General features: G+C 68.6%; 26 protein-coding genes. 15 read left to right on the top strand and 11 right to left on the bottom strand.

From position 1 onward, the window contains the following. Positions 1 to 146: 146 nt before the first annotated feature. Positions 147 to 899, top strand: coding sequence for a DUF2470 domain-containing protein (locus ABZ717_RS21190; RefSeq protein WP_358513164.1), 753 nt, complete (start codon positions 147 to 149; stop codon positions 897 to 899). 73 nt (positions 900 to 972) lie between these two features. On the opposite strand, the gene ABZ717_RS21185 is transcribed toward ABZ717_RS21190, so the two are convergent. The 8 genes from ABZ717_RS21185 to ABZ717_RS21150 are packed head-to-tail and all read right to left on the bottom strand — an operon-like array spanning position 973 to position 7,594. Beyond that, entirely contained in the window at positions 973 to 1,350 is a 378-nt protein-coding gene (locus ABZ717_RS21185; protein ID WP_358513162.1) for a metal-sulfur cluster assembly factor, read from the bottom strand. Continuing rightward, positions 1,351 to 1,827 carry a Fe-S cluster assembly sulfur transfer protein SufU gene (gene sufU / locus ABZ717_RS21180; RefSeq protein WP_358513160.1) on the bottom strand — a complete coding sequence of 159 codons (477 nt, stop codon included), beginning with the start codon at positions 1,825 to 1,827 and terminating at the stop codon, positions 1,351 to 1,353. It lies immediately after the preceding gene. A 21-nt stretch (positions 1,828 to 1,848) separates the two neighbouring features. Beyond that, positions 1,849 to 3,132, bottom strand: a complete 1,284-nt coding sequence (locus ABZ717_RS21175; RefSeq protein ID WP_358513158.1) for a cysteine desulfurase — start codon at positions 3,130 to 3,132, stop codon at positions 1,849 to 1,851. A gap of 3 nt (positions 3,133 to 3,135) precedes the next feature. After that, positions 3,136 to 3,897 carry a Fe-S cluster assembly ATPase SufC gene (gene sufC, locus ABZ717_RS21170; RefSeq protein ID WP_358513156.1) on the bottom strand — a complete coding sequence of 254 codons (762 nt, stop codon included), beginning with the start codon at positions 3,895 to 3,897 and terminating at the stop codon, positions 3,136 to 3,138. A gap of 8 nt (positions 3,898 to 3,905) precedes the next feature. Next, entirely contained in the window at positions 3,906 to 4,241 is a 336-nt protein-coding gene (locus ABZ717_RS21165; RefSeq protein WP_358513154.1) for a non-heme iron oxygenase ferredoxin subunit, read from the bottom strand. Continuing rightward, entirely contained in the window at positions 4,234 to 5,394 is a 1,161-nt protein-coding gene (sufD, locus tag ABZ717_RS21160) for a Fe-S cluster assembly protein SufD (protein WP_358513152.1), read from the bottom strand. The genes ABZ717_RS21165 and sufD overlap by 8 nt, the downstream gene beginning before the upstream one ends. 1 nt (position 5,395) lies before the next feature. Next, complete coding sequence (sufB, locus tag ABZ717_RS21155; protein WP_067605434.1) at positions 5,396 to 6,808, bottom strand: Fe-S cluster assembly protein SufB; 1,413 nt, start codon at positions 6,806 to 6,808, stop codon at positions 5,396 to 5,398. Between the two features lie 21 nt (positions 6,809 to 6,829). Continuing rightward, positions 6,830 to 7,594 carry a helix-turn-helix domain-containing protein gene (locus ABZ717_RS21150; protein ID WP_358513149.1) on the bottom strand — a complete coding sequence of 255 codons (765 nt, stop codon included), beginning with the start codon at positions 7,592 to 7,594 and terminating at the stop codon, positions 6,830 to 6,832. A 378-nt stretch (positions 7,595 to 7,972) separates the two neighbouring features. On the opposite strand from ABZ717_RS21150, the gene ABZ717_RS21145 reads away from it, so the two are divergent. The 3 genes from ABZ717_RS21145 to ABZ717_RS21135 are packed head-to-tail and all read left to right on the top strand — an operon-like array spanning position 7,973 to position 10,599. Next, positions 7,973 to 8,911: an ABC transporter ATP-binding protein gene (locus ABZ717_RS21145; protein WP_358513147.1), complete on the top strand. Its 939-nt coding sequence runs from the start codon at positions 7,973 to 7,975 to the stop codon at positions 8,909 to 8,911. A gap of 2 nt (positions 8,912 to 8,913) precedes the next feature. Beyond that, positions 8,914 to 9,747, top strand: a complete 834-nt coding sequence (locus ABZ717_RS21140; protein WP_358513206.1) for an ABC transporter permease — start codon at positions 8,914 to 8,916, stop codon at positions 9,745 to 9,747. Positions 9,748 to 9,798: 51 nt separating this feature from the next. Then, positions 9,799 to 10,599, top strand: coding sequence for an inositol monophosphatase family protein (locus ABZ717_RS21135; protein WP_358513145.1), 801 nt, complete (start codon positions 9,799 to 9,801; stop codon positions 10,597 to 10,599). A 24-nt stretch (positions 10,600 to 10,623) separates the two neighbouring features. Here the strand turns inward: ABZ717_RS21135 and ABZ717_RS21130 are convergent, their stop codons facing one another. Further along, a complete protein-coding gene (locus tag ABZ717_RS21130) occupies positions 10,624 to 11,319 on the bottom strand; it encodes an RICIN domain-containing protein (protein WP_358513143.1) in 696 nt (231 codons plus the stop codon). Positions 11,320 to 11,418: 99 nt separating this feature from the next. Here ABZ717_RS21130 and ABZ717_RS21125 point away from each other — a divergent pair, with 99 nt between their 5' ends. The 4 genes from ABZ717_RS21125 (at position 11,419) to ABZ717_RS21110 (ending at position 14,300) form a co-directional block, all read left to right on the top strand. Then, positions 11,419 to 11,796, top strand: a complete 378-nt coding sequence (locus ABZ717_RS21125; protein ID WP_358513141.1) for a hypothetical protein — start codon at positions 11,419 to 11,421, stop codon at positions 11,794 to 11,796. A 6-nt stretch (positions 11,797 to 11,802) separates the two neighbouring features. Beyond that, positions 11,803 to 12,681 (top strand): EamA family transporter, encoded by an 879-nt coding sequence (locus ABZ717_RS21120; protein ID WP_358513139.1) that lies wholly within the window; start codon positions 11,803 to 11,805, stop codon positions 12,679 to 12,681. Between the two features lie 144 nt (positions 12,682 to 12,825). Next, a complete protein-coding gene (locus tag ABZ717_RS21115) occupies positions 12,826 to 13,023 on the top strand; it encodes a hypothetical protein (protein ID WP_358513137.1) in 198 nt (65 codons plus the stop codon). 134 nt (positions 13,024 to 13,157) lie between these two features. Further along, on the top strand, positions 13,158 to 14,300 hold the full coding sequence (locus tag ABZ717_RS21110) for a COX15/CtaA family protein (protein ID WP_358513135.1): 1,143 nt from the start codon (positions 13,158 to 13,160) through the stop codon (positions 14,298 to 14,300). Here ABZ717_RS21110 and ABZ717_RS21105 read toward each other — a convergent pair. Beyond that, positions 14,215 to 15,522: a PrsW family intramembrane metalloprotease gene (locus ABZ717_RS21105; protein WP_358513133.1), complete on the bottom strand. Its 1,308-nt coding sequence runs from the start codon at positions 15,520 to 15,522 to the stop codon at positions 14,215 to 14,217. The genes ABZ717_RS21110 and ABZ717_RS21105 overlap by 86 nt on opposite strands. Before the next feature lie 129 nt (positions 15,523 to 15,651). Here ABZ717_RS21105 and ABZ717_RS21100 point away from each other — a divergent pair, with 129 nt between their 5' ends. After that, positions 15,652 to 16,062 carry a hypothetical protein gene (locus tag ABZ717_RS21100; RefSeq protein ID WP_358513131.1) on the top strand — a complete coding sequence of 137 codons (411 nt, stop codon included), beginning with the start codon at positions 15,652 to 15,654 and terminating at the stop codon, positions 16,060 to 16,062. An 87-nt stretch (positions 16,063 to 16,149) separates the two neighbouring features. On the opposite strand, the gene ABZ717_RS21095 is transcribed toward ABZ717_RS21100, so the two are convergent. Continuing rightward, positions 16,150 to 17,109 carry a heme o synthase gene (locus ABZ717_RS21095; RefSeq protein WP_358513129.1) on the bottom strand — a complete coding sequence of 320 codons (960 nt, stop codon included), beginning with the start codon at positions 17,107 to 17,109 and terminating at the stop codon, positions 16,150 to 16,152. 539 nt (positions 17,110 to 17,648) lie between these two features. On the opposite strand from ABZ717_RS21095, the gene tkt reads away from it, so the two are divergent. The 6 genes from tkt (at position 17,649) to ABZ717_RS21065 (ending at position 25,298) form a co-directional block, all read left to right on the top strand. Then, entirely contained in the window at positions 17,649 to 19,742 is a 2,094-nt protein-coding gene (gene tkt, locus ABZ717_RS21090) for a transketolase (protein ID WP_358513127.1), read from the top strand. Positions 19,743 to 19,804: 62 nt separating this feature from the next. Continuing rightward, positions 19,805 to 20,911 (top strand): transaldolase, encoded by a 1,107-nt coding sequence (gene tal, locus ABZ717_RS21085; protein WP_358513125.1) that lies wholly within the window; start codon positions 19,805 to 19,807, stop codon positions 20,909 to 20,911. A gap of 106 nt (positions 20,912 to 21,017) precedes the next feature. Beyond that, positions 21,018 to 22,568, top strand: coding sequence for a glucose-6-phosphate dehydrogenase (zwf, locus tag ABZ717_RS21080; RefSeq protein ID WP_358513204.1), 1,551 nt, complete (start codon positions 21,018 to 21,020; stop codon positions 22,566 to 22,568). Positions 22,569 to 22,584: 16 nt separating this feature from the next. Next, the gene (locus ABZ717_RS21075; protein ID WP_358513123.1) at positions 22,585 to 23,505 is read left to right on the top strand and encodes a glucose-6-phosphate dehydrogenase assembly protein OpcA; all 921 of its coding nucleotides are present in this window, start codon (positions 22,585 to 22,587) and stop codon (positions 23,503 to 23,505) included. A 1-nt stretch (position 23,506) separates the two neighbouring features. Then, positions 23,507 to 24,253 carry a 6-phosphogluconolactonase gene (gene pgl, locus ABZ717_RS21070; RefSeq protein ID WP_358513121.1) on the top strand — a complete coding sequence of 249 codons (747 nt, stop codon included), beginning with the start codon at positions 23,507 to 23,509 and terminating at the stop codon, positions 24,251 to 24,253. A 562-nt stretch (positions 24,254 to 24,815) separates the two neighbouring features. Beyond that, positions 24,816 to 25,298 (top strand): HNH endonuclease signature motif containing protein, encoded by a 483-nt coding sequence (locus ABZ717_RS21065; RefSeq protein ID WP_358513202.1) that lies wholly within the window; start codon positions 24,816 to 24,818, stop codon positions 25,296 to 25,298. The last annotated feature ends 95 nt before the right edge of the window (positions 25,299 to 25,393 follow it).

Below are 25,393 nucleotides of genomic sequence, written 5' to 3'. Positions count from 1 at the left end.
CGTCGACCGCACGAGGCCCACGGACCGGACGCCTTCCGGCCGTGGGCCTTCGTCGTGCCCGGCGTCCTCGCGGCTCTTTCACCACGTCCCCGACGTGACAGGACACCCCGAGAGGATATAGGTTAGCCTTACCTAAGAGAGCTGAGGTGATCCTGCTGTTCACGCACACCCTGGCGCCCACCCCCGCCGAAAGCGCCCGTTCGGTCCTGGCGCGCCCCAACCCCGCCACCGTCACGACCTCCGACGTCTCCCTACACCTGACCGGCCCCGCCTGCCACACCGGTACCGATGGGGAGATCACCCTGCTCGTGCCGGACCAGCACCGGGTATTGGGCGAGATCGACGCCGACGGACTCGAAGCCACCATCGAGTTCACCGACACCGCCCCCGTCGACCTGCGCGACCGGACCCGTTCCCTGCTGTGGATCAACGGCGACCTGAGCCTGCCGTCCGCCACGGAGGCGCGCGACCGCGCCCTGGCCGTGTTGGAGGGGGACCCCGACGAACGTCTCCTCGACCTGGGCCACGGACGCACCATGATCGTCCTGCGACCCCACCTGGTGGTGTACTCCGACCACGACGGCTGTCACCTGCTGGAGCCGGCGCGGTTCACCTCCCTGAGCCCCGCCCCCTTCGACCGTTGGGAGGGCCCATGGCTACGCCACCTGGAGCGGGACCACGGCGACCTGCTCGAAGCGGTCGTCCAGCACTGCCCAGTACCGCTGCCCGACGGTCGCCCACGTCCCCTGGGCGTGGACCGCTACGGCCTGCGTCTGCGTCTGGAGAGCGCCGGGGGCGACCACGACGTGCGCATCCCCTTCCGTCGCCCGGCGCGCACCGCACACGAGGTCGCCCACCAGGTCCAGGAACTGGCCCGAATTCCCCTCGACCGCTACTGAGCGCACCGCCCCCCGCACACGAAGACGGGCCGGGGCCCCGAAGGGTCCCGGCCCGCTCGCACGTCCGCTCAGGTCAGACGTTGAATCCCAGCATGCGCAGCTGGTCCCGACCATCGTCGGTGATCTTGTCCGGACCCCACGGCGGCATCCAGACCCAATTGATCTTGACGTCACGCTCGAACTCGTCCAGGGCGCTGTTGGTCTGGTCCTCGATGACGTCGGTCAACGGGCAGGCAGCGCTGGTCAGGGTCATGTCCAGGGTGATCGACTTGTCGTCGGCGTTCACCCCGTACAGCAGACCCAGGTCGACGATGTTCACCCCGAGCTCGGGGTCGATCACGTCCTTGAGGGCCTCGCCGATCTCCTCGAACAGCTCCTCCTGCTCAGGGGTGAGCGGAGCCGTCTCGGACTTCTCGGCGGTCTCGGTCGTCGTGCTGTCGTTCTCGCTCATTCAGGCGCCTTCCTTCTCGAAGGACTGCGACACCGCGTCCTTCCAGGCCATCCACCCCAGCAGGGCGCACTTGATCCGGGCCGGGTACTTGGACACGCCGACGAACGCCACAGCGTCCTCCAGCACGTCCTCGTCGGGTTCACCCTTGCCCTTGGACTGCATCAACTCGGTGAAGGCGTCCAGGGTACGCATCCCCTCGGCCACCGACTTCCCGATGAGGAGATCGGTCAGCACCGAGGTGCTGGCCTGGCTGATCGAACAGCCCATGCCCTCATAGGAGACGTCGGTGACGGTCGCCTTCTCGTCCAGTCCCGCGCCGTCGGGGGCAGGGGTCAACGCCACGCGGAGCGTCACCTCGTCCCCACAGGTGGGGTTGATGTGATGCGCCTCGGCGTCGTGCGGATCCCGCAGCCCCTTGTGGTGCGGGTTCCGGTAGTGGTCCAGGATGATCTCCTGGTACATCGCGTCCAGCTGCATGGTCAGGCAGAATCCTCGTTGCTAGGCCCGGGTCCCGAAGAACCTCTGGGCGGCCCGGATGGCCTCCGCGAGCGCTTCCACGTCCTCCAACGTGTTGTAGAGGTAGAAGGACGCGCGCGTGGTCGCGACGATACCGAGCTTGCGGTGCAGCGGCCAGGCGCAGTGGTGGCCCACCCGCACCTCGACCCCCCGGTCGTCCAGGACCTGGCCCAGGTCGTGCGGGTGGATGTCCTCCACCACGAACGACACCGCGCCACCCCGGTCCACGGCTTCCGTGGGACCGACGATCCGCACACCCTCGATCGCGCCGACCAGCTTGAGCGCGTACTCGGTGAGTTCGTGCTCGTGCGCGGCGACCCGGTCCATGCCCACCTTCGACAGGTAGTCACAGGCCGCGGCCAGACCGACGGCCTGCGGGGCCATCGGCACACCGGCCTCGAATCGCTGAGGCGGATCGGCCCAGGTGGAGTGCGTCATGTGCACCACGCCGATCATCGAACCACCGCTGATGAACGGTGGCATGGCGGCGAGGAGTTCCCGGCGCCCCCAGAGCACGCCGATCCCGTTGGGACCGAGCATCTTGTGTCCGGAGAAGGCCAGGAAGTCGACGTCCAACGCCGCGACGTCGACCGGCATGTGCGGCACCGACTGGCACGCGTCCAGCAACACCAGGGCACCGACCTCACGGGCCCGCGCCGTGATGGTGGCGACGGGGTTGACCGTGCCCACCACGTTGGACTGGTGCGCGAACGCCACCAGCTTCGTGCGCTCGTTGACCAACTCGTTCAGGTCCGACAGGTCCAGACGACCCTCGTCGGTCACCGAGAACCAGCGCAGCGTCGCACCGGTGCGCTGACACAGCTGCTGCCAGGGCACCAGGTTGGCGTGGTGCTCCATCTCGGTGACGACGATCTCGTCGCCCGGACCCACCTGGAACCTTCGGAGGTCATCCTCGGCCGTGGCGGCGTTGCTCATCGCGTACGCGACGAGGTTGACCGCCTCGGTGGCGTTCTTGGTGAACACCACCTCGTCGGAGTCGGCTCCGATGAACGACGCGATGGTCTCTCGGGCCGACTCGTAGGCGTCGGTGGCCTCCTCCGCGAGCTGGTGCGCTCCCCGGTGCACCGCCGCGTTGTGGCGTTCGTAGAACTCACGCTCGGCGTCCAGTACCTGCCGGGGTTTTTGCGAGGTGGCCCCGGAGTCGAGGTACACCAACGGGCGCTCGTCACGGACGGTCCGGGAGAGGATCGGGAAGTCCTCCCGGATCGCCGCGACGTCGAGCGGTCCCAGCTCGCGATCACTCATGTGCTACGCGCCCGCCTTCACAAAACGCTCGTAGCCCTCGGACTCCAGCACCTGCGCCAGCTCGGGGCCGCCGGACTCGGCGATGCGCCCCTCGGCGAAGACGTGCACGAAGTCGGGCTTCACGTAGTTCAGGATACGGGTGTAGTGCGTGATGAGCATGACACCCAGGTCGTTCTCGCCCTGGGCGCGGTTGATGCCCTCGGAGACGATCTTGAGCGCGTCGACGTCCAGGCCGGAGTCGGTCTCGTCCAGGATGGCGACCTTCGGCTTGAGCAGCTCCAGCTGGAGGATCTCGTGCCGCTTCTTCTCACCACCGGAGAAGCCCTCGTTGACGCCGCGGGCGGCGAAGGAGGAGTCGATGGCCAGGTTCTTCATGGCGCCCTGCAGTTCCTTGGAGAACTGACGGAGCTTGGGAGCCTCGCCGCGCATGGAGGTGACCGAGCTGCGCAGGAAGTTGGACATGGACACGCCCGGGACCTCGACCGGGTACTGCATGGCCAGGAACACGCCGGCGCGGGCCCGCTCGTCGACCTCCATGTCGAGGACGTTCTCACCGTCGAGGAGGACCTCGCCGTCGGTGATCTCGTAGCGCGGGTGACCGGAGATCGCGTAGGCGAGGGTGGACTTACCGGAGCCGTTGGGGCCCATGATGGCGTGGGTCTCACCGGAGTTGATCGTCAGGTCAACGCCCTTGAGGATCTCGCGACGCTCGTCCTCACCGATGAGGACGTCGGCGCGCAGACCGCGGATTTCGAACTTCGTCATTTCAGGCCTCAGGAATTCTTCTCAGCCAGCGACACGAGCACGTCGTCGCCGTCGATCTTCACGTCATAGGTGGGGACCGGCTGGGTCGCGGGCGGGTTGATCGGCGCCCCCGAACGCAGGTCGAAGCACGAACCGTGCAGCCAGCACTCGATGGTGCCGTCCTCGACCTCACCCTCGGAGAGGCGGACCTCCGCGTGCGAGCACACGTCTCGCAGCGCGAAGACCTGACCCTCGGAGCGCACCAGCGCGATGGGCGTCTCGTCGTCGGTCTCGATCCCCAGGACCCCCTCCTCGGGGATCTCGTCGAGTTCGGCGACCTTGGTCCAACCGCCCTGATCACTCATGTGCGGCAAGCTTTCGCTCGACCTTCTCCATGACCCGCTCGCGCAGTTCCTCGTCGTCGATGCGGTTGACGATGTCCAGGAAGTAGCCGCGGATGATCAGGCGGCGGGCCTCATCCTCCGGGATACCGCGCGAACGCAGGTAGAAGAGGTGCACGTCGTCCAGACGCCCACTGGCGCTGGCGTGGCCCGCGCCCTGGACCTCACCGGTGAAGATCTCCAGGTTCGGAACGGAGTCCACACGGGTGTCGTCGGAGAGCTGCAGGTTGCGGTTGTGCTCGTAGGAGTCGGTGCCCTCGGTGCCCTCGCCGATGATCACGTCACCGATCCAGACGGTGTGGGCCCCGGAACCGTTGAGCGCGCCCTTGTAGTCCACCCGGGAGCGGGTGTGCGACAGGTTGTGGTCGATGAGCGAACGGTGCTCGTGGTGCTGCTTGTCACCGGCGAAGTAGAGTCCGTAGAGCTCGGCGTTGCCGCCGCGACCCGTGTAGGACACGCGCGGCGACAGGCGGACCACGTCCCCGCCCAGGGTGACGATGACCGACTTGAAGCTCGCGTCCTTGGCCACCCGGGCGTTGTGCTGGCTGACCTCGACCGCGTCGTCGTCCCAGTCCTGGAGGCTGACCAGGTTGAGCTTGGCGCCCTCACCGACGTGCACGTCGAGGTTGCCCGCGCGCACACCGGTACCGGTGTTGGTGATGATCACGGTGGCCTCGGCCATCGGCTGCACGTCGATGACGAGCTGCTCGAAGGCGGTGCCGCCCAGACCCTTGCGGTCGATCGTGATCGCCTTGTCGGCCACCAGCGAGCGCGGCACAGTCACGACCGTGGCCTGCTCGAAGGCGCTGTAGGCCTGCGCGATGACGCGGTCCACGGGAAGACCCGCGGTGCCCAGACGCTCATCGTCCCGGCCGACCTGCTCGACGGTGACGCCCTCGGGCGCGTCGACGACGGTCTCGTCGGTGCCGTCGGCCTCGCCCTTCCAGTCCTGCAGACCCTTGAGACGACGCATCGGCGTGAAGCGCCACTCCTCCTCGCGTCCGTTCGGGACGGGGAAGTCGTTCACGTCGTGGGAACCGTGCGTGTCCAGCTTCGAGACCGGGATCTGTCCCAGCCCGTGGCTGTGCGCCTTGGGTTCGGTGTTCGTGGTCGTCAACTTAACCAACCGATCCTTCCATCTGGAGCTCGATGAGACGGTTCAGCTCCAGCGCGTACTCCATCGGGAGCTCCCTGGCGATGGGCTCCACGAAACCTCGAACGACCATGGCCATGGCCTCTTCCTCGCCCATCCCCCGACTCATCAGGTAGAAGAGCTGGTCCTCGCTGACCTTGGAGACGGTGGCCTCGTGCGCGAGCTCGGTGTCGTCCTCGCGCAGGTCGTTGTAGGGGTAGGTGTCGGAACGGCTGATCGTGTCGATCAGCAGCGCGTCGCACTCCACCGAGGACTTCGCCAGGTGGGCACCCTCCTGGACCTGGATCAGGCCGCGGTAGGAGGAGCGGCCGCCACCGCGCGCCACCGACTTGGACACCACCTTGGAGGTGGTGTTGGGGGCGCAGTGCACCATCTTGGCGCCGGTGTCCTGGTGCTGGCCCTCGCCGGCGAAGGCGATGGACAGGGTCTCGCCGTTGGCGTGCTCGCCCATCAGGTACACGGCGGGGTACTTCATGGTGACCTGGGAGCCGATGTTGCCGTCGACCCACTCCATGGTGGCGCCCTCTTCGGCGATGGCGCGCTTGGTCACCAGGTTGAAGACGTTGTTCGACCAGTTCTGAATGGTCGTGTAACGGCAGCGGGCGTTCTTCTTGACGATGATCTCGACGACCGCGGAGTGCAGCGAGTCCGTCTTGTAGATCGGCGCGGTGCAACCCTCGACGTAGTGGACGTAGGCGCCCTCGTCGACGATGATCAGCGTCCGCTCGAACTGACCCATGTTCTCGGTGTTGATCCGGAAGTAGGCCTGGAGCGGGATCTCCACGTGCACGTTCTTGGGCACGTAGACGAACGACCCGCCACTCCACACCGAGGTGTTGAGCGCGGCGAACTTGTTGTCGCCGGGCGGGATGACGGAGCCGAAGTACTCCTCGAAGATCTCCGGGTGCTCCTTGAGAGCGGTGTCGGTGTCCAGGAAGAGGACGCCCTGCTCCTCCAGGTCCTCACGGATCTGGTGGTAGACGACCTCGGACTCGTACTGCGCGGCGACACCGGCGACCAGGCGCTGCTTCTCCGCCTCGGGGATGCCCAGCCTGTCGTAGGTGTTCTTGATGTCCTCGGGCAGGTCCTCCCAGGAGGTGGCCTGCTTCTCCGTGGACCGCACGAAGTACTTGATGTTGTCGAAGTCGATCCTGGACAGGTCCGCGCCCCAGTCGGGCATGGGCTTCTTGTCAAAGAGCTTGAGCGACTTGAGGCGGAGCTTGGTCATCCACTCCGGCTCGTCCTTCTTCGCCGAGATGTCCCGAACAACCTCTTCGTTCAGGCCACGACGGGCCGAGGCACCGGCCGCGTCGGAGTCGGACCAGCCGAACTCATATGTTCCGAGCCCTTCGAGCTCGGGATGCGCGACAGAAGTCATGTGCGCGGACTCCTCCTGGACTCAGACGTCCTTGTGTTGCGATCCTCCGTCCGCCGTACGGCGGACGCTGGTGGTCGCGGGGGCGTGTTCTTCCCCGCCCGCCACGTCCCCTCGGGGGGTGACGTGGGTGGTGCACACACCGTCGCCGTGGGCGATGGTGGCCAATCTGCGCACCGGTGTGCCCAGCAGCCGCGCGAAGGCCTCGATCTCGGCCTCACAGAGTTGCGGGAACTCGGCGGCCACGTGCGCGACGGGGCAATGGTGTTGGCACAGCTGGTCACCGCCACCGGGTGCGGGCGCCTGGCCCGCGCTGGCGGCGTAACCGTCGTTGGAGAGTGCCTCGGCCAAGAGCCGGACCCGCTGTTCGGCGGGGACGGCGTCCAGCAGGGGCTTGTAGCGCCGTTCCAGGTCGGCGACCTGGCTGCGGGCGAACTCCCCGATGGCCTCGGGACCGGCGCTCTGCGCCAGGAAGCGCAGCGCGTTGGACGCGAGGTCGTCGTAGGCGTGAACGAAGGCGTCGCGTCCGGCTTCGTTGATGACGAAGACCCGGGCGGGGCGACCACGACGACGACGGCCCGGCGTGGGCCTGGCGTCGCGGGCTTCGATCATGCCCTCACTGGTGAGGTTGTCGAGGTGACGGCGAATGGCCGCCGGGGTCAAGCCGAGCCGTTCTCCCAGGTCGGAGGCGGTGATCGGCCCCTTCTCCAAGATGAGCCGGGCGACACGGGCGCGGGTTCCGTGATCGGGCCCGTTGAGGGGGCGGGGCACGCTGGACGCTTCGGACACGCGATTCCCCTCCCTCGGTCACAACCGGCTCTGCCATTAGACAACATCAGTGTGCCGTAAATAAGTCCACCTAGGCAAACCCGCCCCCATGCGCTTCGTCACGAAGGTCAGGCTTGCCTAATCTGGGATTTCGCGCCGACGCGACCCGTGTGACCGATATCCCCGTTCGTCGAGTTCGGTCGTTCGTCTTGTATGGCAAGACGCCGATCCCACGATACGGTCACACTCTCATTCGACATGGGATGGATCGGGCACCGTTGGTGCACAACGGAGTGATTATGCACCATCGTTCCCTTCCGACACCGCGTGTACCCCCGCCCTCCGGCTCCGGGCGGGGTGGTGAGGCCCCATCACGGAGCGCACGTAAACTCAGGCCCCATGGACACAGCCGCCCTCGAAGTCGTCGACCTGGTGAAGCACTACGGCTCCACCAAGGCCGTCACGGGCCTCTCGTTCACCGCGCGTCCGGGCGCGGTGACCGCCCTGCTCGGCCCCAACGGAGCGGGCAAGACCAGCACCATCGAGATCTGCGAGGGTTTTCGCCGCGCGGACGGTGGGAGCGTGCGCGTACTGGGTCTGGACCCGATCGGCGACGCCGCCGAGCTCAAGCCCCGGGTCGGTGTGATGCCCCAGTCCGGTGGCGTGCCCACCGGTGCCCGCGCCGGTGAGTGGCTACGCCTCATGGCCTCCTTCCACGCCAGCCCCATCGATCCCGAGCTGCTCCTGGAACGGTTGGGTCTGACCTCGGCCGGCCGCACCCCCTTCCGCCGCCTGTCCGGCGGACAGCAGCAACGCCTGTCCCTGGCCTGCGCCGTCGTGGGTCGCCCCGAGATCGTCTTCCTCGACGAGCCCACCGCCGGGTTGGATCCCCAGGCCCGCATGGCCACCTGGGACCTGGTGTCGGCGCTGCGCACCGCGGGCGTCGCGGTCATCCTCACCACCCACCACATGGAGGAGGCCGAGCGCCTCTCCGACCACGTCGTCATCATCGACCACGGCGCGGTGGTCGTCGAGGGCACACCGGAGGAACTCACCGGCCGCCGCCGCGACGTGCGTTTCTCCACCGAGGCCCCCATCGACGTCGACGCCCTGCGCGCCGCCCTGCCCGAGGGCGGGACCGTTTCCACCACGCTCGCGGGCGGCCGACACGAACACACCGTCACCGCCGACGACCCCGATGACCTGGGCCCGGAGTTCCTCGCCACGGTGACCGCCTGGTGCGCCTCGGCCGGCGTCCTCGCCGAGGACCTGCGCGTACGACGGCGTACCCTCGAAGACGTCTTCCTCGAAACCACCGGCCGGGAACTGCGCGACTGATGATGACCGAGCACACCTTTGGCGCGACCGTCGCCGACTCAGACACACCGACCCTCTCGGGCGATCCCGGGCTGTTCACTCCGGCGCCGGGTGCCGCGCCCATGTGGCGCATGGTCGCCGCCCAAGCCCGGATGGAACTGCGCGTGATGCTGCGCCATGGCGAGCAGTTCCTGCTCACCATGGTGATCCCCGTGCTGTTGCTGGTCGGTTTCAGCCTGGTCAACGTGTTGGACGTGGGCGAAGGCGCCCGGGTGGACGCCCTCACCCCCGGCATCCTGGCCCTGGCGATCATGTCCACCTCGTTCACCGGGCTGGCCATCGGCACCGGTTTCGAACGGCGATACGGCGTGCTCAAGCGACTGGGCGCGACCCCGTTGTCCCGGTTCGGGCTGCTGGCCGCCAAGACGCTGGCCGTATTGGCCGTGCAGACCATCCAGATCACCATCCTGTGCGTGGTCGCGGTCCTGCTGGGCTGGAACCCCACGTTGAGCCCGACCGGTGTGCTCGCCGCCCTGGTCCTGGTCCTGTCGGCCACCGCGGCGTTCAGCTCACTGGCGTTGCTGATGGCGGGGACCCTGCGCGCCGAGGCGACCCTGGCCGGCGCCAACCTGGTGTACGTGCTCCTGCTGGGTCTGGGCGGTGTACTCTTCCCCACCAGCAACTTCCCCGCCCCGATGGAGCAGGCGGTCTCGGTGCTGCCGATCACCGCGCTCGCCTCGGGGTTGCGCGAGTCGCTCGCGCACGGTGCGCCGCCGGCCGCGGGCACCTTCCTGGTCCTGGTCGCGTGGAGCCTGGTGTGCGGCCTGTTGGCCTCGCGTCTGTTCCGCTGGGAGTGACCCCGGGCCCGGGGCCCGGAGCGGGGGTCGCTCGGTCGTAGGCTGTCGGCCATGACGATCGACATCGACGCCGTGACCAAGATCCTCCGCGAGGCCGCGCAGGAGTCGATCCTGCCGCGCTTTCGGTCCCTGGGCCGGAACGAGGTGACCGAGAAGGCCCCCGGCGAGATCGTCACCGTGGCCGACCGTGAGTCCGAGGCCGCCATCACCCGCAGGCTCCGCGAGCTCCTGGACGTTCCGGTCGTGGGCGAGGAGGCCGCCTCCACCGACCCGAAACTGCTCCGGGCCCTGACCGACGAACCGGCGGCGTGGCTGGTCGACCCGTTGGACGGCACCCGCAACTTCGTGCGCGGCTCGGAGGACTTCGCGGTGATGGCCGCGTTGGTCCGCGAGGGCCGGGCCGTGGCCTCGTGGATCCTGCGCCCGACCCAGGACCGTGTGTACACGGCCGAACTCGGATCGGGAGCCTGGTGTGACGGGCGTCGGCTGCGTCGAGAGCCCGCGCCGGCCGATCCGGCGCAAATGCGCGGAGCGGTGCAGTCCCGGTTCCTGTCCCCCAGCGCGCGAGAGCGCGTCGAGGCCGCCGTGGACCGGTTCGCCGAGGTGGGTCCGGGCGCCTCCTGCGCCGGGGTGGACTACCCCCGGTTGGCCGAGGGCGAGCTGGATTTCGTGCTCTACCACCGGACCCTGCCCTGGGACCACACCCCCGGTGGCCTGCTGATCACCGAGGCCGGTGGGGTCGCCCTCCGTCCCGAGGGCGACCCCTACCACCCCGGCGACGACCGGTTGGGCCTGTTGAACGCCGCCGACGAGGTCACCTGGCGGACCGTGCGCTCCCTGTTGCTGTCCTGATCCGGGGATCGGGGCCGGTCCGGGTCAGCCCAGGGGCGCCAGGCGCCATTGTTGGTGGGGGTGGCCACCGTCCTCTGCCGGGGCGGCGAGGGTGCCGTTGTCCGGTGCGCCGCCCTGCCCTTCGAGGGCCTTGCCCGAGGCCCGATTGACCAGGCGGACCACCCCGTCACCGGCCTCGACCACGGTCCAGTGCTGATTGGGCTCACCGGTGCGGGTGAGCAGGGTGGCCGCGGGCTCTGCCTCGGGGTCGGGTTCGGCGGGGAACTCCAACAGCTTGCCGCTTCCCACGCCGACGATCTCGTAGAAGTCGCCCTCGACAGGGACGAACCTCCACTGCTGGTTCTGTTCGTCGTGGCGGTCCCACAGGTGCACGTGGGACCCGTTGTCGGTGGAGCCGCCCGCGACGTCCAGGGCCCGTTCGCCGTTCACGTTCAACAGGGCGTAGGTGACCGCCGGGTCCAGACCGGCGGGGTGGGTCCTCTCCTCCGGCTCGGGGTCCTCTGAGGGTTCGGGCTCGGGGGCTCCGGAGGGTTCGACGAGGATCCCGGAGGTCACCGTCATCTCCTCGACCTGCGACGTGGTCTCGGCGAAGAACATCCCGCCGGTGTAGCCACCCACCACCACCGCCAACAGCAAGGCCAGCGCCCCGGCCACCATCGGCCACCGAGGCAGGCCGTCGGGGGCGGTGCGGGTGCGGGCTCTACGTCGGGAGCGGGACATCGTGGGACTCTCCAGCGGGGACGGGGTCATCCGGGAACGGACCGAACCATTTCACACCATGCCGGTCGTGTCTCGAACCTCCCCGATAGGGTTCCCGACATGGAGAGCATCGGCGTGCCCTGGTTCATCGTGGTCCGTTATCTGGGCCCGCCCCTGTTCCTCGTGCTGGTGGGGGGTGCCCTCCTGTGGTGGCGACGTCCGCCCCGGGCCGGGTTGGCGTGGACCGCCCTGGTCGTGAACCTGTTCGCGGCGGCGCTGCCGTTCCTGTGGATCGGCGTGCAGTTGCTCACCGGAGAGGGCGACCTGACGGTGATCGGTCTGGTGATGACGCTCCTGCAACCCGCGGTGGTGGTCATCGCGTGGTCGCTGCTGTTGCTGGCCTTCGTCTGGAGTCCGCGCGAACGCTCGGACGCGACCGAGGTCGAGGGGGCTGAGGGGGCCGAGGCGGCGGGCCGCACCCCGCAAAACGTAGGATGATTCATCATGAGCACCAGTACGTCCCGCCTCTCCCCCGGCGCGGTACTCGACTCGATGCCACCGGTGTGGTTGATCCTGATCGGTATCGTCTCCGTGCAGACCGGCGCCGGTCTCGCCAAGAACCTCTTCGAGGCGTTGCCGCCCGCCGCGGTGGTCTGGCTGCGTCTGCTCACCTCCGCGGTCGTCCTGGTGGTCCTGGCGCGTCCGGTGCTGCGGGCCCGGAGCCGCACCGACTGGATGGTGGTGATCGGCTACGGGGTGGCGCTGGCCGGCATGAACTTCCTCATCTACCAGGCCTTCGCCCGCATTCCATTGGGCATCGCGGTCACCATCGAATACCTGGGCCCGCTGAGCATCGCGATCCTGGGCTCACGTCGACGCGTCGACCTTCTGTGGGCCGGCTTGGCCGGGCTCGGCGTGGCGGCCCTGGGCGTGGAGTTCGGATCGCTCGACCCGCTGGGCGTGCTCTTCGCGGTACTGGCCGCGGTCGCCTGGGCCGGCTACATCCTGCTGAGCGCGGCGACGGGTCAGCGGTTCAGCGGCGCCTCCGGACTGGCCATCGGCAGTGTGGTGGGGGTCATCGTCCTGGCTCCGGCGGGGATCGCCGAGGGCGGCGCCGCGCTACTCGACTGGCGGCTGCTGCTGTTCGGACTGGCCGTGGGCGTGCTCTCCTCCGTGGTCCCCTACACGCTGGAGCTGAACGCGCTGCGTCGGATTCCGCCACGGGTGTTCGGGGTGCTGATGAGCCTGCAACCGGCGGCCGCCGCCCTGGTGGGGTTGGTCCTGCTCGGTGAACTGCTGAGCGTGTGGCAGTGGCTGGCGGTGGTCTGTGTGATCGTGGCCAGCGCCGGTTCGACCCGCACCTCCTCTCCTTCGAGCTCCTGACCCCGTCGACGCGTCTTTGCTTCCTCTCCGGAACAGCAAGACGACACAAAAAATAGACACAGAGAGTTTCCATGCATGCACTACGGGCTATCAGGGCTGGTGGGCAGCGCGCCCAAGCCGTTGTAGTCGTTCGAAAGGCAAGCAATGCGAACCATGACCAAGTGTGCGATCGCCGCTCTGTTCACCGCGGGTCTGCTCGGAGCGGGCGCCGGAGCCGCGACCGCCGGCGTCCACTCCGAGTCCGAGGTCTACCAGGCGTGCATCAAGGAGCAGAGCACCCTGGGCCTGATCAACCTGAACCTCGACCTGCTGAACCAGTGCATCGCCAACTACAACGACTGATCCGGGTCGGATGACCCAGGGTCCCGGGGCTCGCCCCGGGACCCTTTCCATGCCATCCCGCCCCATCGATGCAGGTGGCACGGCTCTCCGGGGTCGTGTAAGCGCTGCCACGACGATGTACTACAGTCTGTCGTATGTCTGATTCCCCGGTCGCCGCGACGACGACCCTCCCCACCATGACCTCGCTCGCGGCGGACGAGCTGGAGGACATCGTCCTGCTGGGAGTCCCCCTCTGGGGCTGGCAGGTCGCCCTGGCCGTCTTGGGCGTACTCGCGCTCGTCTTCCTCGCCAGGAGCATCTGGGCCCCCACGCAGAGGTCGCTGCGCGCTTGGGCGCTGGGGAACATCGTCGTCAACGCCGGGATCGCCGTCACCGGCGCCACCGTCCGGGTGACCTCCTCTGGGCTGGGCTGCTCGGAGTGGCCCCGATGCACCCCCGACAGCTTCGTGCCGATCGACACCGGGCACGCGGCCTTCAACGCCGCCATCGAGTTCGGGAACCGCACCCTGACCTTCCTGGTACTGGCTGTCGGCGTCATCACCCTGATCGCCGTGCTGCGGTCGACCCCGCGCCGCCGTGACCTGGTCCGGCTGGCGACCATCATCCCGATCGGTGTCCTGGGTCAGGCCGTGGTCGGCGGGATCACCGTCTGGACCGACCTGCACCCGGCCTCGGTCGCCGCCCACTTCCTGCTGTCCATGGTGATGGTCTTCATCACCGTCGCGTTGTACGTGCGCTGCCAGGAGTCCGAGGGAACGCCCAAGGTCGTCGTGGGCCCGATGCTGCACACGGTGGCCATCGCCCTGGTCGTGGTCGGCTTCCTGCTGCTCATCGCCGGAACCGTCGTCACCGGCACCGGCCCGCACGGCGGCGACGCGGCCGCCCCACGTTGGGAGATGGACCTGCCCGCGGTCACCCGCGTGCACTCGGTCCTGGGCTGGCTGGCCCTGATGGGCAGCGCCGCCGCCGTCCTGCTCGCCTACCGGGGCGGCGCCGGTCGGCCCGCCCGTCTGAGCAGCGTGGCGCTGCTGGTGATCGTGCTGCTCCAGGGTGCCCTGGGCTACACCCAGTACGCCCTGGAACTGCCCGAGACCCTCGTGGTGCTGCACGTGCTCGGTTCGGCGCTGACCTGGGTGGCGATCGCACGACTGTACTTCGCCACCACCCGGCTGACCCCGGCGGAGGAGCGGATCAGTACCGAGGCGGGTACGGAGGCCGGCCCTGAGGCTGGCCATGACGGGGAACGTAGTCCTGCTGAGCCCGCGCCTGGGCGATGACGTGCGCGAAGTCCGCGCGTCGCATGAAACCCGAGTCCGTGGGGCGCTCCGCCCAGCCCGGGGTGACCGGCTGGGGTAGCCGCCCCAGGAAGGTGTCCCGGGCCACGTGCATCAGGGCCAGGAACGCGTCGCGGTTGACCTTCCAGTCCTTGCGGGCCACCCCCGCGTCCAGCTTCTGGTGCAGCAACGCGAGCTCCGTGGCGGCCAACTGGTAGTCCTTCATCGCCGTGCGCCCGCGGGCGCCGGCGTTGCGCGCCGCCCAATCCCTGGCCTGGCGTCGGCCCTGCATGGAACCGAGCATGGTGATGTCGGCGGGGGTCACCAGGCCGGTGGAGATGTAGGGCGGCAGGTAACGGGCGATCGCGGTGATCTGGTCGCGCCGGTCCTGGCGGGCGATGCCCAAGATGCCCAAGAGCACCACGAACAGCACCAGGTAGGCCACGCCCAGACCGCCCCACCCGAAGAGGGTCGCGCCGTTCCACATGCCGTGCAGCAGCACCGCCAGGACCCAGCCGGCGATGGGGGCGAGGAAGCGCGGTCCCCCGCTTCGCATGGCCGCGTAGGCGACACCGATACCGATCATCGCGGTGTAGAGCGGGTGGCCGAAGGGCGCGATGATCCCGCGGATGGCGAAGGTGGCGACCAGCGTGCCGTCGAAGAAGGCGCTGAGGAAGTACAGGATGTTCTCGGTGAACGCGAAGCCGGTGGCCACCATGCCCGCGTAGACCACGCCGTCGGTGAAGGCGTCGATCTCGTGGCGGCGTCGCCACAGCAGGATGAGCAGCACCAGACCCTTGGCGCTCTCCTCCACCACCGGGGCCACCAGCGAGGTGCCGAGGAAGTCGCCCAGGTCCGGTCCGAAGAACGGCACCATGAGGTAGGCGATGCCCCAGGTGTTGAGGAGGAAGGACGCCACGACCGCCACTCCGGCCCCCCACACGAAGGCGAAGAACAGCACCCACCCGGGTTCGGGTTCGATGCGGTCCAGCAGGAGGATGAGCGGGATGAGGATGGTGACCGGGACGATGGCCGCGACCAGGCTCACCGTGAAGCCGACCGCCCCGTCGATCCCCACGGCCGCACCCCCCGCCATGGCCAGGAGCCACAGGTAACCGAGCATGCCGATCATGCACACCACGCTGATGGTGATGCCCAGGATGAGCGTCATCGAGTAACGGGATCTGCGGCCCTGGAGAATGGCCTTGCTGTCGAGTCGGGGCATGAGCACAGATCGTAGCGCTTGCCACCGGCGACGCCGACTCCCCCTCCACCCTGCGGAGATCACCTCGGAGGGGCCGTCCGTGTACGACAGGATGGCAGTCCCACCCGACCCACCCGGAAAGGTCCCACCATGGCCCCGAACGACACCGCCCGGACCCGGCCCGTCAGCGCCTGGGAGTGGGTGCTGCGCGTGGCGGTCCTGTCCTCGCTGGCCGTGCTCCTGTGGGAGTTCGTCACCGCCGGCCAACTGATCACCTACAACCTGGACGCCCTGCCGTTCCACTACGCCGGGGCGCTCGCGGTGCACGTGACCACCGGCGCGCAACTGCTCGCCGCGGGCGCGCTGTGGTCCTCCCGAGGCCGGGGCCCCGGGACCGACCGCACGGTCCTCCTGCTCAGTCTGGGGGCGTTCGTGGTGGGCTTCCCGCAGGCGGCACTGGGCACCTACGGCCCCCTTCAAGCGCACGTCCCCCTGGCGTTGCTGCTGGTGACCCTGGTGGTGTGGTCGGCGGTGCTGATCTTGCGCCGTCGATCCGCCTGAGCCGCCCCGCGCCATCGACCCGCGCGACGGAAACGGCGCCCGTTCCTCGTTGGGAACGGGCGCCGTCGTCGTCTATCAGGTCGGCTTTCAGCCGAGCACGCCCGCCAGGAGCGGGTCGATGGTCACGGCCGAGAACAGCAGCGCCAGGTAGGCGTTGGACAGGTGGAAGAAGCCCATGGTCTTGAGCTTGGCACCGGTCACACCCGCCTTGGAGCGGCTCAGCAGTCGGTGGGCCTGGAACACCAGCAGGGCGCCCAGGATCAGCGCGACCGCGCCATAGAACCAGGTGGTGCCGGCCACCGGCCAGAAGGCGAGGGAGACGATGACGGTCGCCCAGCTGTAGAGCACCGACTCCAGCAGCACCCGGCGGTCACTGGCGACCACGGGCAGCATCGGTACCTTGGCGGCCGCGTAGTCCTCGCGGTAGCGCATGGCCAGGGTCCAGGTGTGCGGGGGTGTCCAGAAGAACACCACCAGGAACAGCACGAACGGCGCCCAGTCGAGGCTGTTGGTGACCGCGGCCCAACCGATGAGAACGGGCATGCAGCCGGCGATGCCGCCCCACACCACGTTCTGCGCGGTGCGCCGCTTGAGCAGCATCGAGTACACGAAGATGTAGAACCCGATCGCGAACAGCGACAGCACGGCGGACAGCACGTTGACGAACGCCAGGAACCCGACCGTGGAGCCGACCGCCAGGATCAGCCCGTAGACCAGGGCCCCCTTGGGGGTGACCAGGTCCATCGCGGCCGGACGCTGGCGGGTGCGACGCATCTCACGATCGATGTCGCGGTCGATGTAGCAGTTCATCGCGTTGGCGCTGGCCGCCGACATGGTGCCGAACAGCAGGGTGGCCACCGCGATCCACAACGGCGGCACACCACCGGCGGCCACGAACATCACCGGGATGGTGGTGATGAGCAGCAGCTCGATGACGCGGGGTTTGGAAAGCGCGACATAGGCGCGGACGTACTCGCCCAGGGAGGCCTTGCGGGGGACCTCCGGGGTGGACGATCCGACCTGAGGGGAACGGTTGGTAAGCGCCATCAGTACCGCGTCCCCACGGCCGAAAGCACTCCTGTCCCCCACGGGGCCGGCTCGGTTTCAGACACGCGGATACCTCGACAACTCTTCGGGAATTTCAACACTGCTCGCCACGCGGGGTCGAGCGGACCGACAAACCGTCAGGATCAGCGAAAACCCCGTCAACGACATACTGTAGTACTTCCTTGAACGGGCCGATGACCAACCCCCTGGGAACGAGGCCCCACCCGTCAGGTGACCTTCGCCCCATGACGAGCGGCCGCGGGGGTAAGGCGAGTGTAAGGAAGGTTCGCACACGCCTCACCATGCCACCAACGTGCCACGCTTCCGTTACCCATGGGTAAGAGGAGGTGTCGCCCAACGACACGTCTCGACACGGACGATAGGCTCGCAAACAGCGCCGTTCTCACCCTCCACACCCCTTCGGCCCACCCCCACCGGTGGGCCGTCACCGGGGTGCCCGGCGACCGACAAGTACACACGACCCCACACCGCCCCGAACGCCGGATGGTTCGGGTGCCCGAGAAGGAGGACGTCAGTCCGTGAACGCCCACACCCCGCAGACTCTGGAGTGGTCGGACCTCGACCTCCGCGCCGTGAACACGGTCCGGGCACTGGCCATGGACTCGGTTGAGAAGTCGGGTAACGGTCACCCCGGTACCGCGATGAGCCTGGCTCCCGCCGCCTACCTGCTGTTCCAGAAGATCATGCGGCACGACCCCTCGGACCCCGAGTGGGCCGGCCGCGACCGCTTCGTCCTGTCGATCGGTCACTCCAGCCTCACCCTGTACATCCAGCTCTACCTCGCCGGATACGGCCTGGAGCTGGAGGACCTGAAGTCCCTGCGCCAGTGGGGCAGCCGCACCCCGGGCCACCCCGAGTTCAGCCACACCCCCGGTGTGGAGACCACCACCGGCCCGCTGGGCCAGGGCGTGGGCAACGCCGTGGGCATGGCCATGGCCGCCCGCCGCGAGCGCGGCCTGTTCAGCCCCGAGGCCGGACCGGGCGCGAGCCCCTTCGACCACCACATCTACGCGTTCTGCTCCGACGGTGACGTCCAGGAAGGCGTGAGCCACGAGGCCAGCGCCCTGGCGGGGACCCAGCAGCTGGGCAACCTCATCATGATCTGGGACGACAACAAGATCTCGATCGAGGACGACACCCGCATCGCGCACAGCGAGGACGTGGCCGCCCGCTACGCCGCCTACGGCTGGCACGTCGAGGACGTCGACTGGACCGCCACCGGCGAATACGTCGAGGACATCGAGGCCCTCCACCAGGCGATCCTGCGCGGAAAGGCCGAGACCGAGCGTCCCACCTTCATCCGCCTGCGCACCGTCATCGGGTGGCCGGCGCCCAACAAGCAGAACACCGGCGCCATCCACGGTGCCGCGATCGGCGCCGACGAGATCTCCGCCACCAAGCAGATCCTGGGCCTGCCCGACGAGCCGTTCGGTGTCGAGGACTCCGTCATCGAGCACACCCGCGAGGCCGTGGACCGCGGCCGTGCGGCGCACGACGCCTGGAAGGTCGGGTTCGAGGCCTGGCACAAGAGCGCCGGCGAGCGCGCGGAGCTGTTCGACCGCCTGGTCTCCCAGCGTCTTCCCGAGGGCTGGGAGAAGTCCATCCCCACCTTCGAGGCGAGCGAGAAGGGCATGGCCACCCGCAAGGCCGGCGGTGAGGTGCTCTCCGCCCTGGCCCCGGTGCTGCCCGAGCTGTGGGGCGGCTCCGCCGACCTGGCCGGGTCCAACAACACCACGCCCAAGGGCGAGCCGTCCTTCCTGCCCTTCGAGCGCGCCAGCGAGATGTTCCCGGGCAACCCGTACGGGCGCGTCCTGCACTTCGGTGTGCGAGAGCACGGCATGGGTTCGATCCTCAACGGCATCGCCCTGCACGGCCCGACCCGCCCCTACGGCGGTACGTTCCTGGTCTTCAGCGACTACATGCGTCCGGCGGTCCGCCTGGCCGCGCTGATGAAGCTGGGCATCACCTACGTGTGGACGCACGACTCCATCGGACTGGGTGAGGACGGCCCCACCCACCAGCCGGTCGAACACCTGTGGTCGCTGCGCGCCATCCCGGGGCTGGACGTCATCCGCCCGGGCGACGCCAACGAGACCGCCGTCGTGTGGCGTTCCATCATGGAGAACGCCGACCGTCCGTCCGCGCTGGCGCTGACCCGCCAGAACCTGCCCGTCCTGGACCGACAGGAGTACGCGTCGGCCGAGGGCGCGGTCAAGGGCGGCTACGTGCTGGCCGAGGCCGACGGCGAGACCCCCGAGGTCATCATCATCGCGACCGGCAGTGAGGTGCCCATCGCGCTTGACGCGCGCAAGTCCCTCCAGGAAGCGGGCACGCCCACCCGTGTGGTCTCGATGCCGTGCGTGGAGTGGTTCGACCGTCAGGACGAGGAGTACCGCGAGCAGGTGCTCCCCTCCTCGGTGCGCGCCCGCGTGTCCATCGAGGCCGGCATCGCCATGGGTTGGCGCGCCTACGTCGGTGACACCGGCGAATCGGTGAGCCTGGAGCACTTCGGTGCCTCCGCTCCCTACGAGGTCCTGTACGAGAAGTTCGGCTTCACGCCCGAGGCGGTCGTCGAAGCGGCTCGTAAGAGCCTCGCCAAGTCCGGCAAGTGATCAAGGGGTCCGCCGCGGTCGAGCCCCGCGGCGGACCTCGTTCCAGTGGAAGAAGGAACACCATGAGCAACGCACTCCGGGACCTGTCCGAGGAGGGCGTTTCGGTCTGGCTGGACGACATCAGCCGCGAACGTCTCCGGACCGGCGATCTGACCGAGCTGATGTCGACCAAGCACGTGGTCGGCGTCACCTCCAACCCCACCATCTTCGACAAGGCCCTCGCCGAGGGTGACGCCTACGACGAGCAGGTCCACGAGCTGGCCCTGCGGGGCGTCTCGGTGGAGGAGGCGGTACGTTCCATCACCGCCTACGACATCCGGTGGGCCGCCGACGTCCTGCGTCCGGTCTACGACGCCACCGAGGGCGTGGACGGCCGTGTGTCCCTTGAGGTGGACCCGCGTCTGGCCGACGACACCGAGCGCACCGCCGCCGAGGCCAAGGCCCTGTGGTGGCTGGTGGACCGGCCCAACCTGATGGTCAAGATCCCCGCCACGGCCGCGGGTCTGCCCGCCATCACCCGGACCCTGGGCGAGGGCATCAGCGTCAACGTCACGCTGATCTTCTCCCTTGAGCGCTACCGGCAGGTGATGGACGCGTTCCTGGAGGGCATGGAGCTGGCGCGGGTCAACGGCCACGACCTGTCCAAGATCCACTCGGTGGCGTCCTTCTTCGTCAGCCGCGTGGACAGCGAGGTCGACAAGCGTCTGAAGGCGATCGGCACCGACGAGGCGCTCGCCCTGACCGGCAGGGCCGCGCTCGCCAACGCCCGCCTGGCCTACAAGGCCCACGTCGAGGTGTTCTCCTCGCTTGAGTGGCGGGCCCTCGCCGAGCAGGGCGCCAAGCCACAGCGTCCGCTGTGGGCGTCCACCGGCGTCAAGGACCCGGCGCTGGAGGACACCCTCTACGTCACCGGCCTGGTGGCCCGCGACACCGTGAACACCATGCCGCAGGCCACCCTGGACGCGACCGCCGACCACGGTCGGATCACCGGCAATACCGTTCTGGGCACCTACGAGCAGGCCCAGGACGACTTCGCCGCCCTCGCGGACGCCGGAGTGAGCCTGACCGACGTGTTCACCGTCCTGGAGCGGGAAGGGGTCGAGAAGTTCGTCGATTCCTGGAAGAGCCTCCTGGAGGCGCTGTCGGCCAAGCTCGACAAGCTCGGCTGACACCGCGGGCCGTTCCGGCGCACGGCCCCGGAACGGCCCGCGAGCACACCACCGAAGCACCGGCCACTCTCCATCGGAAAGAGAAGAGACCGTGAAAGAACCGGTGATGCCGGGGGCGGTACCCAACCCGCTCCGCAACGCCCTGGACCGACGACTTCCCCGGATCGCCGGGCCCAGTGTCCTGGTCCTGTTCGGGGTCACGGGTGACCTGGCGCGCAAGAAGCTGCTGCCGGGCATCTACGACCTGGCCAACAGGGGATTGTTGCCGCCGGGCTTCGGTCTGGTGGGTTTCGCCCGCCGGGACTGGGAGGACCAGGACTTCGCCCAGGTGGCGCAGGAGGCCGTGCGCAAACACGCGCGCACGCCGTTCCGTGAGGACGTGTGGCGCCAGCTCAGCGAGGGCGTGCGATTCGTGCAGGGCGACCTGGACGACGACGAGGCCTTCGACGAGCTGGCCCGGACCGTGACGGAACTGGACCACGAGCGCGGTACCGGCGGCAACTACGCGTTCTACCTGTCGCTGCCGCCCAAGCTGTTCCCGACCGTGGTCACCCAGCTCAAGCGGTCCGGTCTGGCCCAGGCCGAGGAGGGTTCGGGGCCGGGCGGGATCACCCCGTGGCGCCGGGTGGTGATCGAGAAACCCTTCGGGCACGACCTGGAGAGCGCCCAAGAGCTCAACCAGGTCGTGGACGAGGTCTTCCCGCCCTCGGCGGTGTTCCGCATCGACCACTACCTGGGCAAGGAGACGGTCCAGAACATCCTGGCGCTGCGCTTCGCCAACACCCTGTTCGAGCCGCTGTGGAACCGCAGCTACGTCGACCACGTGCAGATCACGATGGCCGAGGACATCGGTGTGGGCGGTCGCGCCGGCTACTACGACGGTATCGGCGCGGCTCGCGACGTCATGCAGAACCATCTGCTGCAACTGCTGGCGCTCGTGGCCATGGAGGAGCCGGTCTCCTACAACGCCGACGCGATCCGCACGGAGAAGGAGAAGGTGCTCTCCGCCGTCACCCTGCCCGAGGACCTGGCCACCGGTACCGCCCGGGGCCAGTACGCCGCCGGGTGGCAGGGCGGCGCGGCGGTGCGCGGCTACCTCGAAGAGGAGGGCATCCCCTCCGACTCGGTGACCGAGACCTACGCGGCGCTGAAGGTGAACGTGGGCACCCGCCGTTGGGCGGGCGTTCCGTTCTACATGCGCACCGGCAAGCGTCTGGGCCGCCGTGTCACCGAGGTGGCGCTGGTGTTCCAGGCCGCGCCGCAGCAGATGTTCTCCCGCACCGACGTCAGCGAACTGGGACAGAACGCCCTGGTACTGCGTATCCAACCGGACGAGGGCGTGACCCTGCGGTTCGGTTCCAAGGTGCCGGGCACCTCCATGGAGGTGCGCGACGTGAGCATGGACTTCACCTACGGGCAGTCCTTCACCGAGGCCAGCCCCGAAGCCTACGAACGACTCATCCTGGACGTGCTCATCGGCGACCCGCCGCTGTTCCCGCGACAAGAGGAAGTGGAGCTGTCCTGGCGGATCCTGGACCCGGTCGAGGAGTACTGGGCCGTGAACGGCAAGCCCGAACAGTACGGCTCGGGCACCTGGGGTCCGGAGTCCGCCCACGAACTGCTCGCCAGGGACGGCCGCCAGTGGCGACGTCCGTGACCGTCGGGAGGAATAGATGACGCTCTACCTGCCGCGCACCACCACCTCGGAGATCACCGAGGCGCTCATGGCCGAACGGCTCAGCGTCGGTGGCGGTGCCATGAACATGGTGCTCACCCTGGTCATCGTCACCGACGAGGCCGACCACTACGACGCCGTACGGGCCGCCACCGAGGCCGGGCGCGAACACCCCTCGCGGGTGGTGGCGCTCGTTCGTCGTGACCCCAAGGCCGAACCCACCATCGACGCCGAGATCCGTCGACCGGGCACCTCGGGACCCGGCGAGGCGGTGCTGTTGCGCCTGTACGGGCCCTTGGGCGAACACCCGGACTCGGTGCTCACGCCGCTCTTGGTACCGGACGCGCCCGTGGTGGTGTGGTGGCCGGGACAGGGGCCGGTCGACCCCGCCTCGGACCCGGTGGGCCGACTCGCCCAACGTCGGATCACCGACGCCCTGCGCGCCCCGGACCCGCTGCGCGACCTGATGGACCGGGTCGCCCACTATCGTCCCGGTGACACCGACCTGACCTGGACCCGGCTCACCCCATGGCGCTCACTGCTGGCCAGCGTCATGGACCAGCCCTGCGGGTGGGTGACCGGGGCCAAGGTGACGGCCGAACCCGACTATCCGAGCGCCGATTTGCTCGCGGCTTGGCTGTCCGAACGCCTGGAGATCTCGGTGGAGCGCCACGCCTCGGACGGCCCTGGGCTGACCGAGGTGAGTCTGACCACCGACCAGGGGGACATCGTGATCTCCCGACGTGATGGCCGTGTGGCCACCCTGAGCAGGTTCTCCCAGCCCGACCAGAGGGTGGCCCTGGCCCGACGCGGTGCCGCCACGGCGCTGGCCGAGGAACTGCGCCGCCTGGACCCTGACGAAACGTACGCGAACGCGGCCCGCCATCTCGGGCCGATGCTCGCTGGAAGCGGAGCTTGAGATGAGCGAACCGGAGATCGTCCGCACCAACGACGCCGCACAGTTGGCGCAGAGCGCGGCGTCACGGTTGGCGAAGCTGATCGTGAGCGCCGAGACGGAGGAGCGCGACTTCCACCTCGTGTTGACCGGCGGTGGGGTCGGCATCCAGACCCTCGCGGCTCTTCGCGACGAGGCCAAGGCCAGCGCTATGAAGTGGTCCCACGTGCACCTGTGGTGGGGCGACGAGCGTTTCCTTCCCGAGGGCGACGCCGAGCGCAACGAGACCCAGGCCCGTGAGGCGCTGATCGACGACATCGACATCCCGGCCGACAACGTGCACCCGATGCCGGCCTCCGACGGGACCGACCTCGCCGAGGTCGAGCGCGCGGCGACCAACTACTCGGCCGCGCTGTCGGTGGCCGCGCGAGGCGAGGGGCCTGTGCCCGCCTTCGACGTGTGCCTGTTGGGCCTCGGGCCGGACGCGCATGTCGCCTCGCTGTTCCCGGGCCTGCCGGGCGTGCGCGAGGACGGGGCCGCCGCCGTGGCGGTCCACGACTCCCCCAAGCCCCCGCCGACCCGGGTGAGCCTGACCCTGTCGTCGATCAACTCGGCGCGCCAGGTGTGGGTACTGGCCTCGGGTGAGTCCAAGTCCGAAGCGGTGCGCCTGGGGCTGTCGGGTGCGAGCGTGGACGAGGCACCTGTCGCGGGCGTGAAGGGCAGCGAGAAGACGGTGTTCTGGTTGGATGAGGCGTCCGCCTCGAAGTTGTAGTGATGCGCCTACAGACGTAGGAAAGAACGCACGAAGGAGCGATGCCCTGGCGGGGTTCCCTGCCAGGGCATCGTCATGTTCGGGGATGGAGGCGGATGGGGTGGGGGTAGGGGCGGGGGCCGACAACGAGCTGATCCAGGCCGCTCTGCAGGCTTATACCGAGCCGTATGGGCCGGAGAACGCGGCGATGCCGAAGCATCAGCGCGCTTATGACGCGATGATGCGGATCTTCGAGACCGCTCTGACTCACCGGGGTTGCTCCAGCCTGAGCCGCCAACCGTTGGCCACGTTGAACATCACCGTCCCCCTCAAGCCCTTCCTGGGAGACGGCACCACTGAACCGGCCACCACCGAGGATGGTGTGGTGTTGCCCGATCAGATGGTGGCCCACCTGACCCCCCACAGTTGGCTGCGCCGGTCCCAGGGTCGGACTCTGTTGGATGTGGGGCGCAAGCAGCGGTGCGCCCCCGATCCGGTCCGTCAAGCGGCCGGGTTCAAGAAGCCCTACTGCGAGTGGCACCAGGGCTGCGACATGCCGCGTAGCTGGTCGCAGTACGACCACATCGTCCCGTTCTCCCACGGCGGGGCCACGAGCGCGGACAACATGCAGATCCTGTGCTCGACCCACAATCGGCTCAAGCACCGGCTACAGGCCAAGGTGAACCGGCAGATCTGGGAACACCACCACGCCCAGAACCACCAAGAAGCGGGAAAAGAAGCCGGGTCCGGGGATGGTGAGGGGGAGCCAGCCCCAGCCACCGCCCCTAACCACCACCATCCGCTTCCACCGCCCGTTTCCGCCAGGTGGAACCCCACCCCGACGAGAACACCCCCGGTTGGGTGTCAGACCCCAAGGGCCCTGTGTCCTGTGGGGATATCCCCATGCCCAAGGACAGAAACACCGCGACCCCCACCCGGAGCCACATTCCGGGGCCGGAGTGGCTCCCATCGGGGGTGTCGGCACCACTTCCACCCCCGGTACCGGCTCCCGCCCCGGGTACCGGCCCACCGACACCATCAACCCCGTGCTGTCTCTCCACCATGATGATCTTGCTCGTAGCGCCATGTTGGGCGCCCAACATGGCGCTACGAGCAAGATCATCGGGAAGAGGTGTACATCGCCGCGTTGAGCACACTCAA

It is taken from the genome of Nocardiopsis sp. NPDC006832 (genome assembly GCF_040635885.1).
Classification (GTDB): Bacteria; Actinomycetota; Actinomycetes; order Streptosporangiales; family Streptosporangiaceae; genus Nocardiopsis.
The sequence above is the reverse complement of the archived record's forward strand: the minus strand, read 5'-3'. Positions and strand labels throughout refer to the sequence as shown.

What these genes read in the sequence shown, in the direction of transcription:
- ABZ717_RS21115 (WP_358513137.1), top strand. Translation starts at nt 12,826, where the DNA reads ATGCGAACCATGACCAAGTGTGCGATCGCCGCTCTGTTCACCGCGGGT.
- pgl (WP_358513121.1), top strand. Translation starts at nt 23,507, where the DNA reads ATGAGCGAACCGGAGATCGTCCGCACCAACGACGCCGCACAGTTGGCG.
- sufU (WP_358513160.1), bottom strand. Translation starts at nt 1,827, where the DNA reads ATGCAGCTGGACGCGATGTACCAGGAGATCATCCTGGACCACTACCGG.
- ABZ717_RS21145 (WP_358513147.1), top strand. Translation starts at nt 7,973, where the DNA reads ATGGACACAGCCGCCCTCGAAGTCGTCGACCTGGTGAAGCACTACGGC.
- ABZ717_RS21110 (WP_358513135.1), top strand. Translation starts at nt 13,158, where the DNA reads ATGTCTGATTCCCCGGTCGCCGCGACGACGACCCTCCCCACCATGACC.
- ABZ717_RS21100 (WP_358513131.1), top strand. Translation starts at nt 15,652, where the DNA reads ATGGCCCCGAACGACACCGCCCGGACCCGGCCCGTCAGCGCCTGGGAG.
- ABZ717_RS21125 (WP_358513141.1), top strand. Translation starts at nt 11,419, where the DNA reads ATGGAGAGCATCGGCGTGCCCTGGTTCATCGTGGTCCGTTATCTGGGC.
- tal (WP_358513125.1), top strand. Translation starts at nt 19,805, where the DNA reads ATGAGCAACGCACTCCGGGACCTGTCCGAGGAGGGCGTTTCGGTCTGG.
- sufB (WP_067605434.1), bottom strand. Translation starts at nt 6,808, where the DNA reads ATGACTTCTGTCGCGCATCCCGAGCTCGAAGGGCTCGGAACATATGAG.
- ABZ717_RS21185 (WP_358513162.1), bottom strand. Translation starts at nt 1,350, where the DNA reads ATGAGCGAGAACGACAGCACGACGACCGAGACCGCCGAGAAGTCCGAG.
- ABZ717_RS21075 (WP_358513123.1), top strand. Translation starts at nt 22,585, where the DNA reads ATGACGCTCTACCTGCCGCGCACCACCACCTCGGAGATCACCGAGGCG.
- zwf (WP_358513204.1), top strand. Translation starts at nt 21,018, where the DNA reads ATGCCGGGGGCGGTACCCAACCCGCTCCGCAACGCCCTGGACCGACGA.
- ABZ717_RS21130 (WP_358513143.1), bottom strand. Translation starts at nt 11,319, where the DNA reads ATGTCCCGCTCCCGACGTAGAGCCCGCACCCGCACCGCCCCCGACGGC.
- ABZ717_RS21120 (WP_358513139.1), top strand. Translation starts at nt 11,803, where the DNA reads ATGAGCACCAGTACGTCCCGCCTCTCCCCCGGCGCGGTACTCGACTCG.
- ABZ717_RS21095 (WP_358513129.1), bottom strand. Translation starts at nt 17,109, where the DNA reads ATGGCGCTTACCAACCGTTCCCCTCAGGTCGGATCGTCCACCCCGGAG.
- ABZ717_RS21140 (WP_358513206.1), top strand. Translation starts at nt 8,914, where the DNA reads ATGACCGAGCACACCTTTGGCGCGACCGTCGCCGACTCAGACACACCG.
- ABZ717_RS21175 (WP_358513158.1), bottom strand. Translation starts at nt 3,132, where the DNA reads ATGAGTGATCGCGAGCTGGGACCGCTCGACGTCGCGGCGATCCGGGAG.
- ABZ717_RS21165 (WP_358513154.1), bottom strand. Translation starts at nt 4,241, where the DNA reads ATGAGTGATCAGGGCGGTTGGACCAAGGTCGCCGAACTCGACGAGATC.
- ABZ717_RS21135 (WP_358513145.1), top strand. Translation starts at nt 9,799, where the DNA reads ATGACGATCGACATCGACGCCGTGACCAAGATCCTCCGCGAGGCCGCG.
- ABZ717_RS21105 (WP_358513133.1), bottom strand. Translation starts at nt 15,522, where the DNA reads ATGCCCCGACTCGACAGCAAGGCCATTCTCCAGGGCCGCAGATCCCGT.
- sufC (WP_358513156.1), bottom strand. Translation starts at nt 3,897, where the DNA reads ATGACGAAGTTCGAAATCCGCGGTCTGCGCGCCGACGTCCTCATCGGT.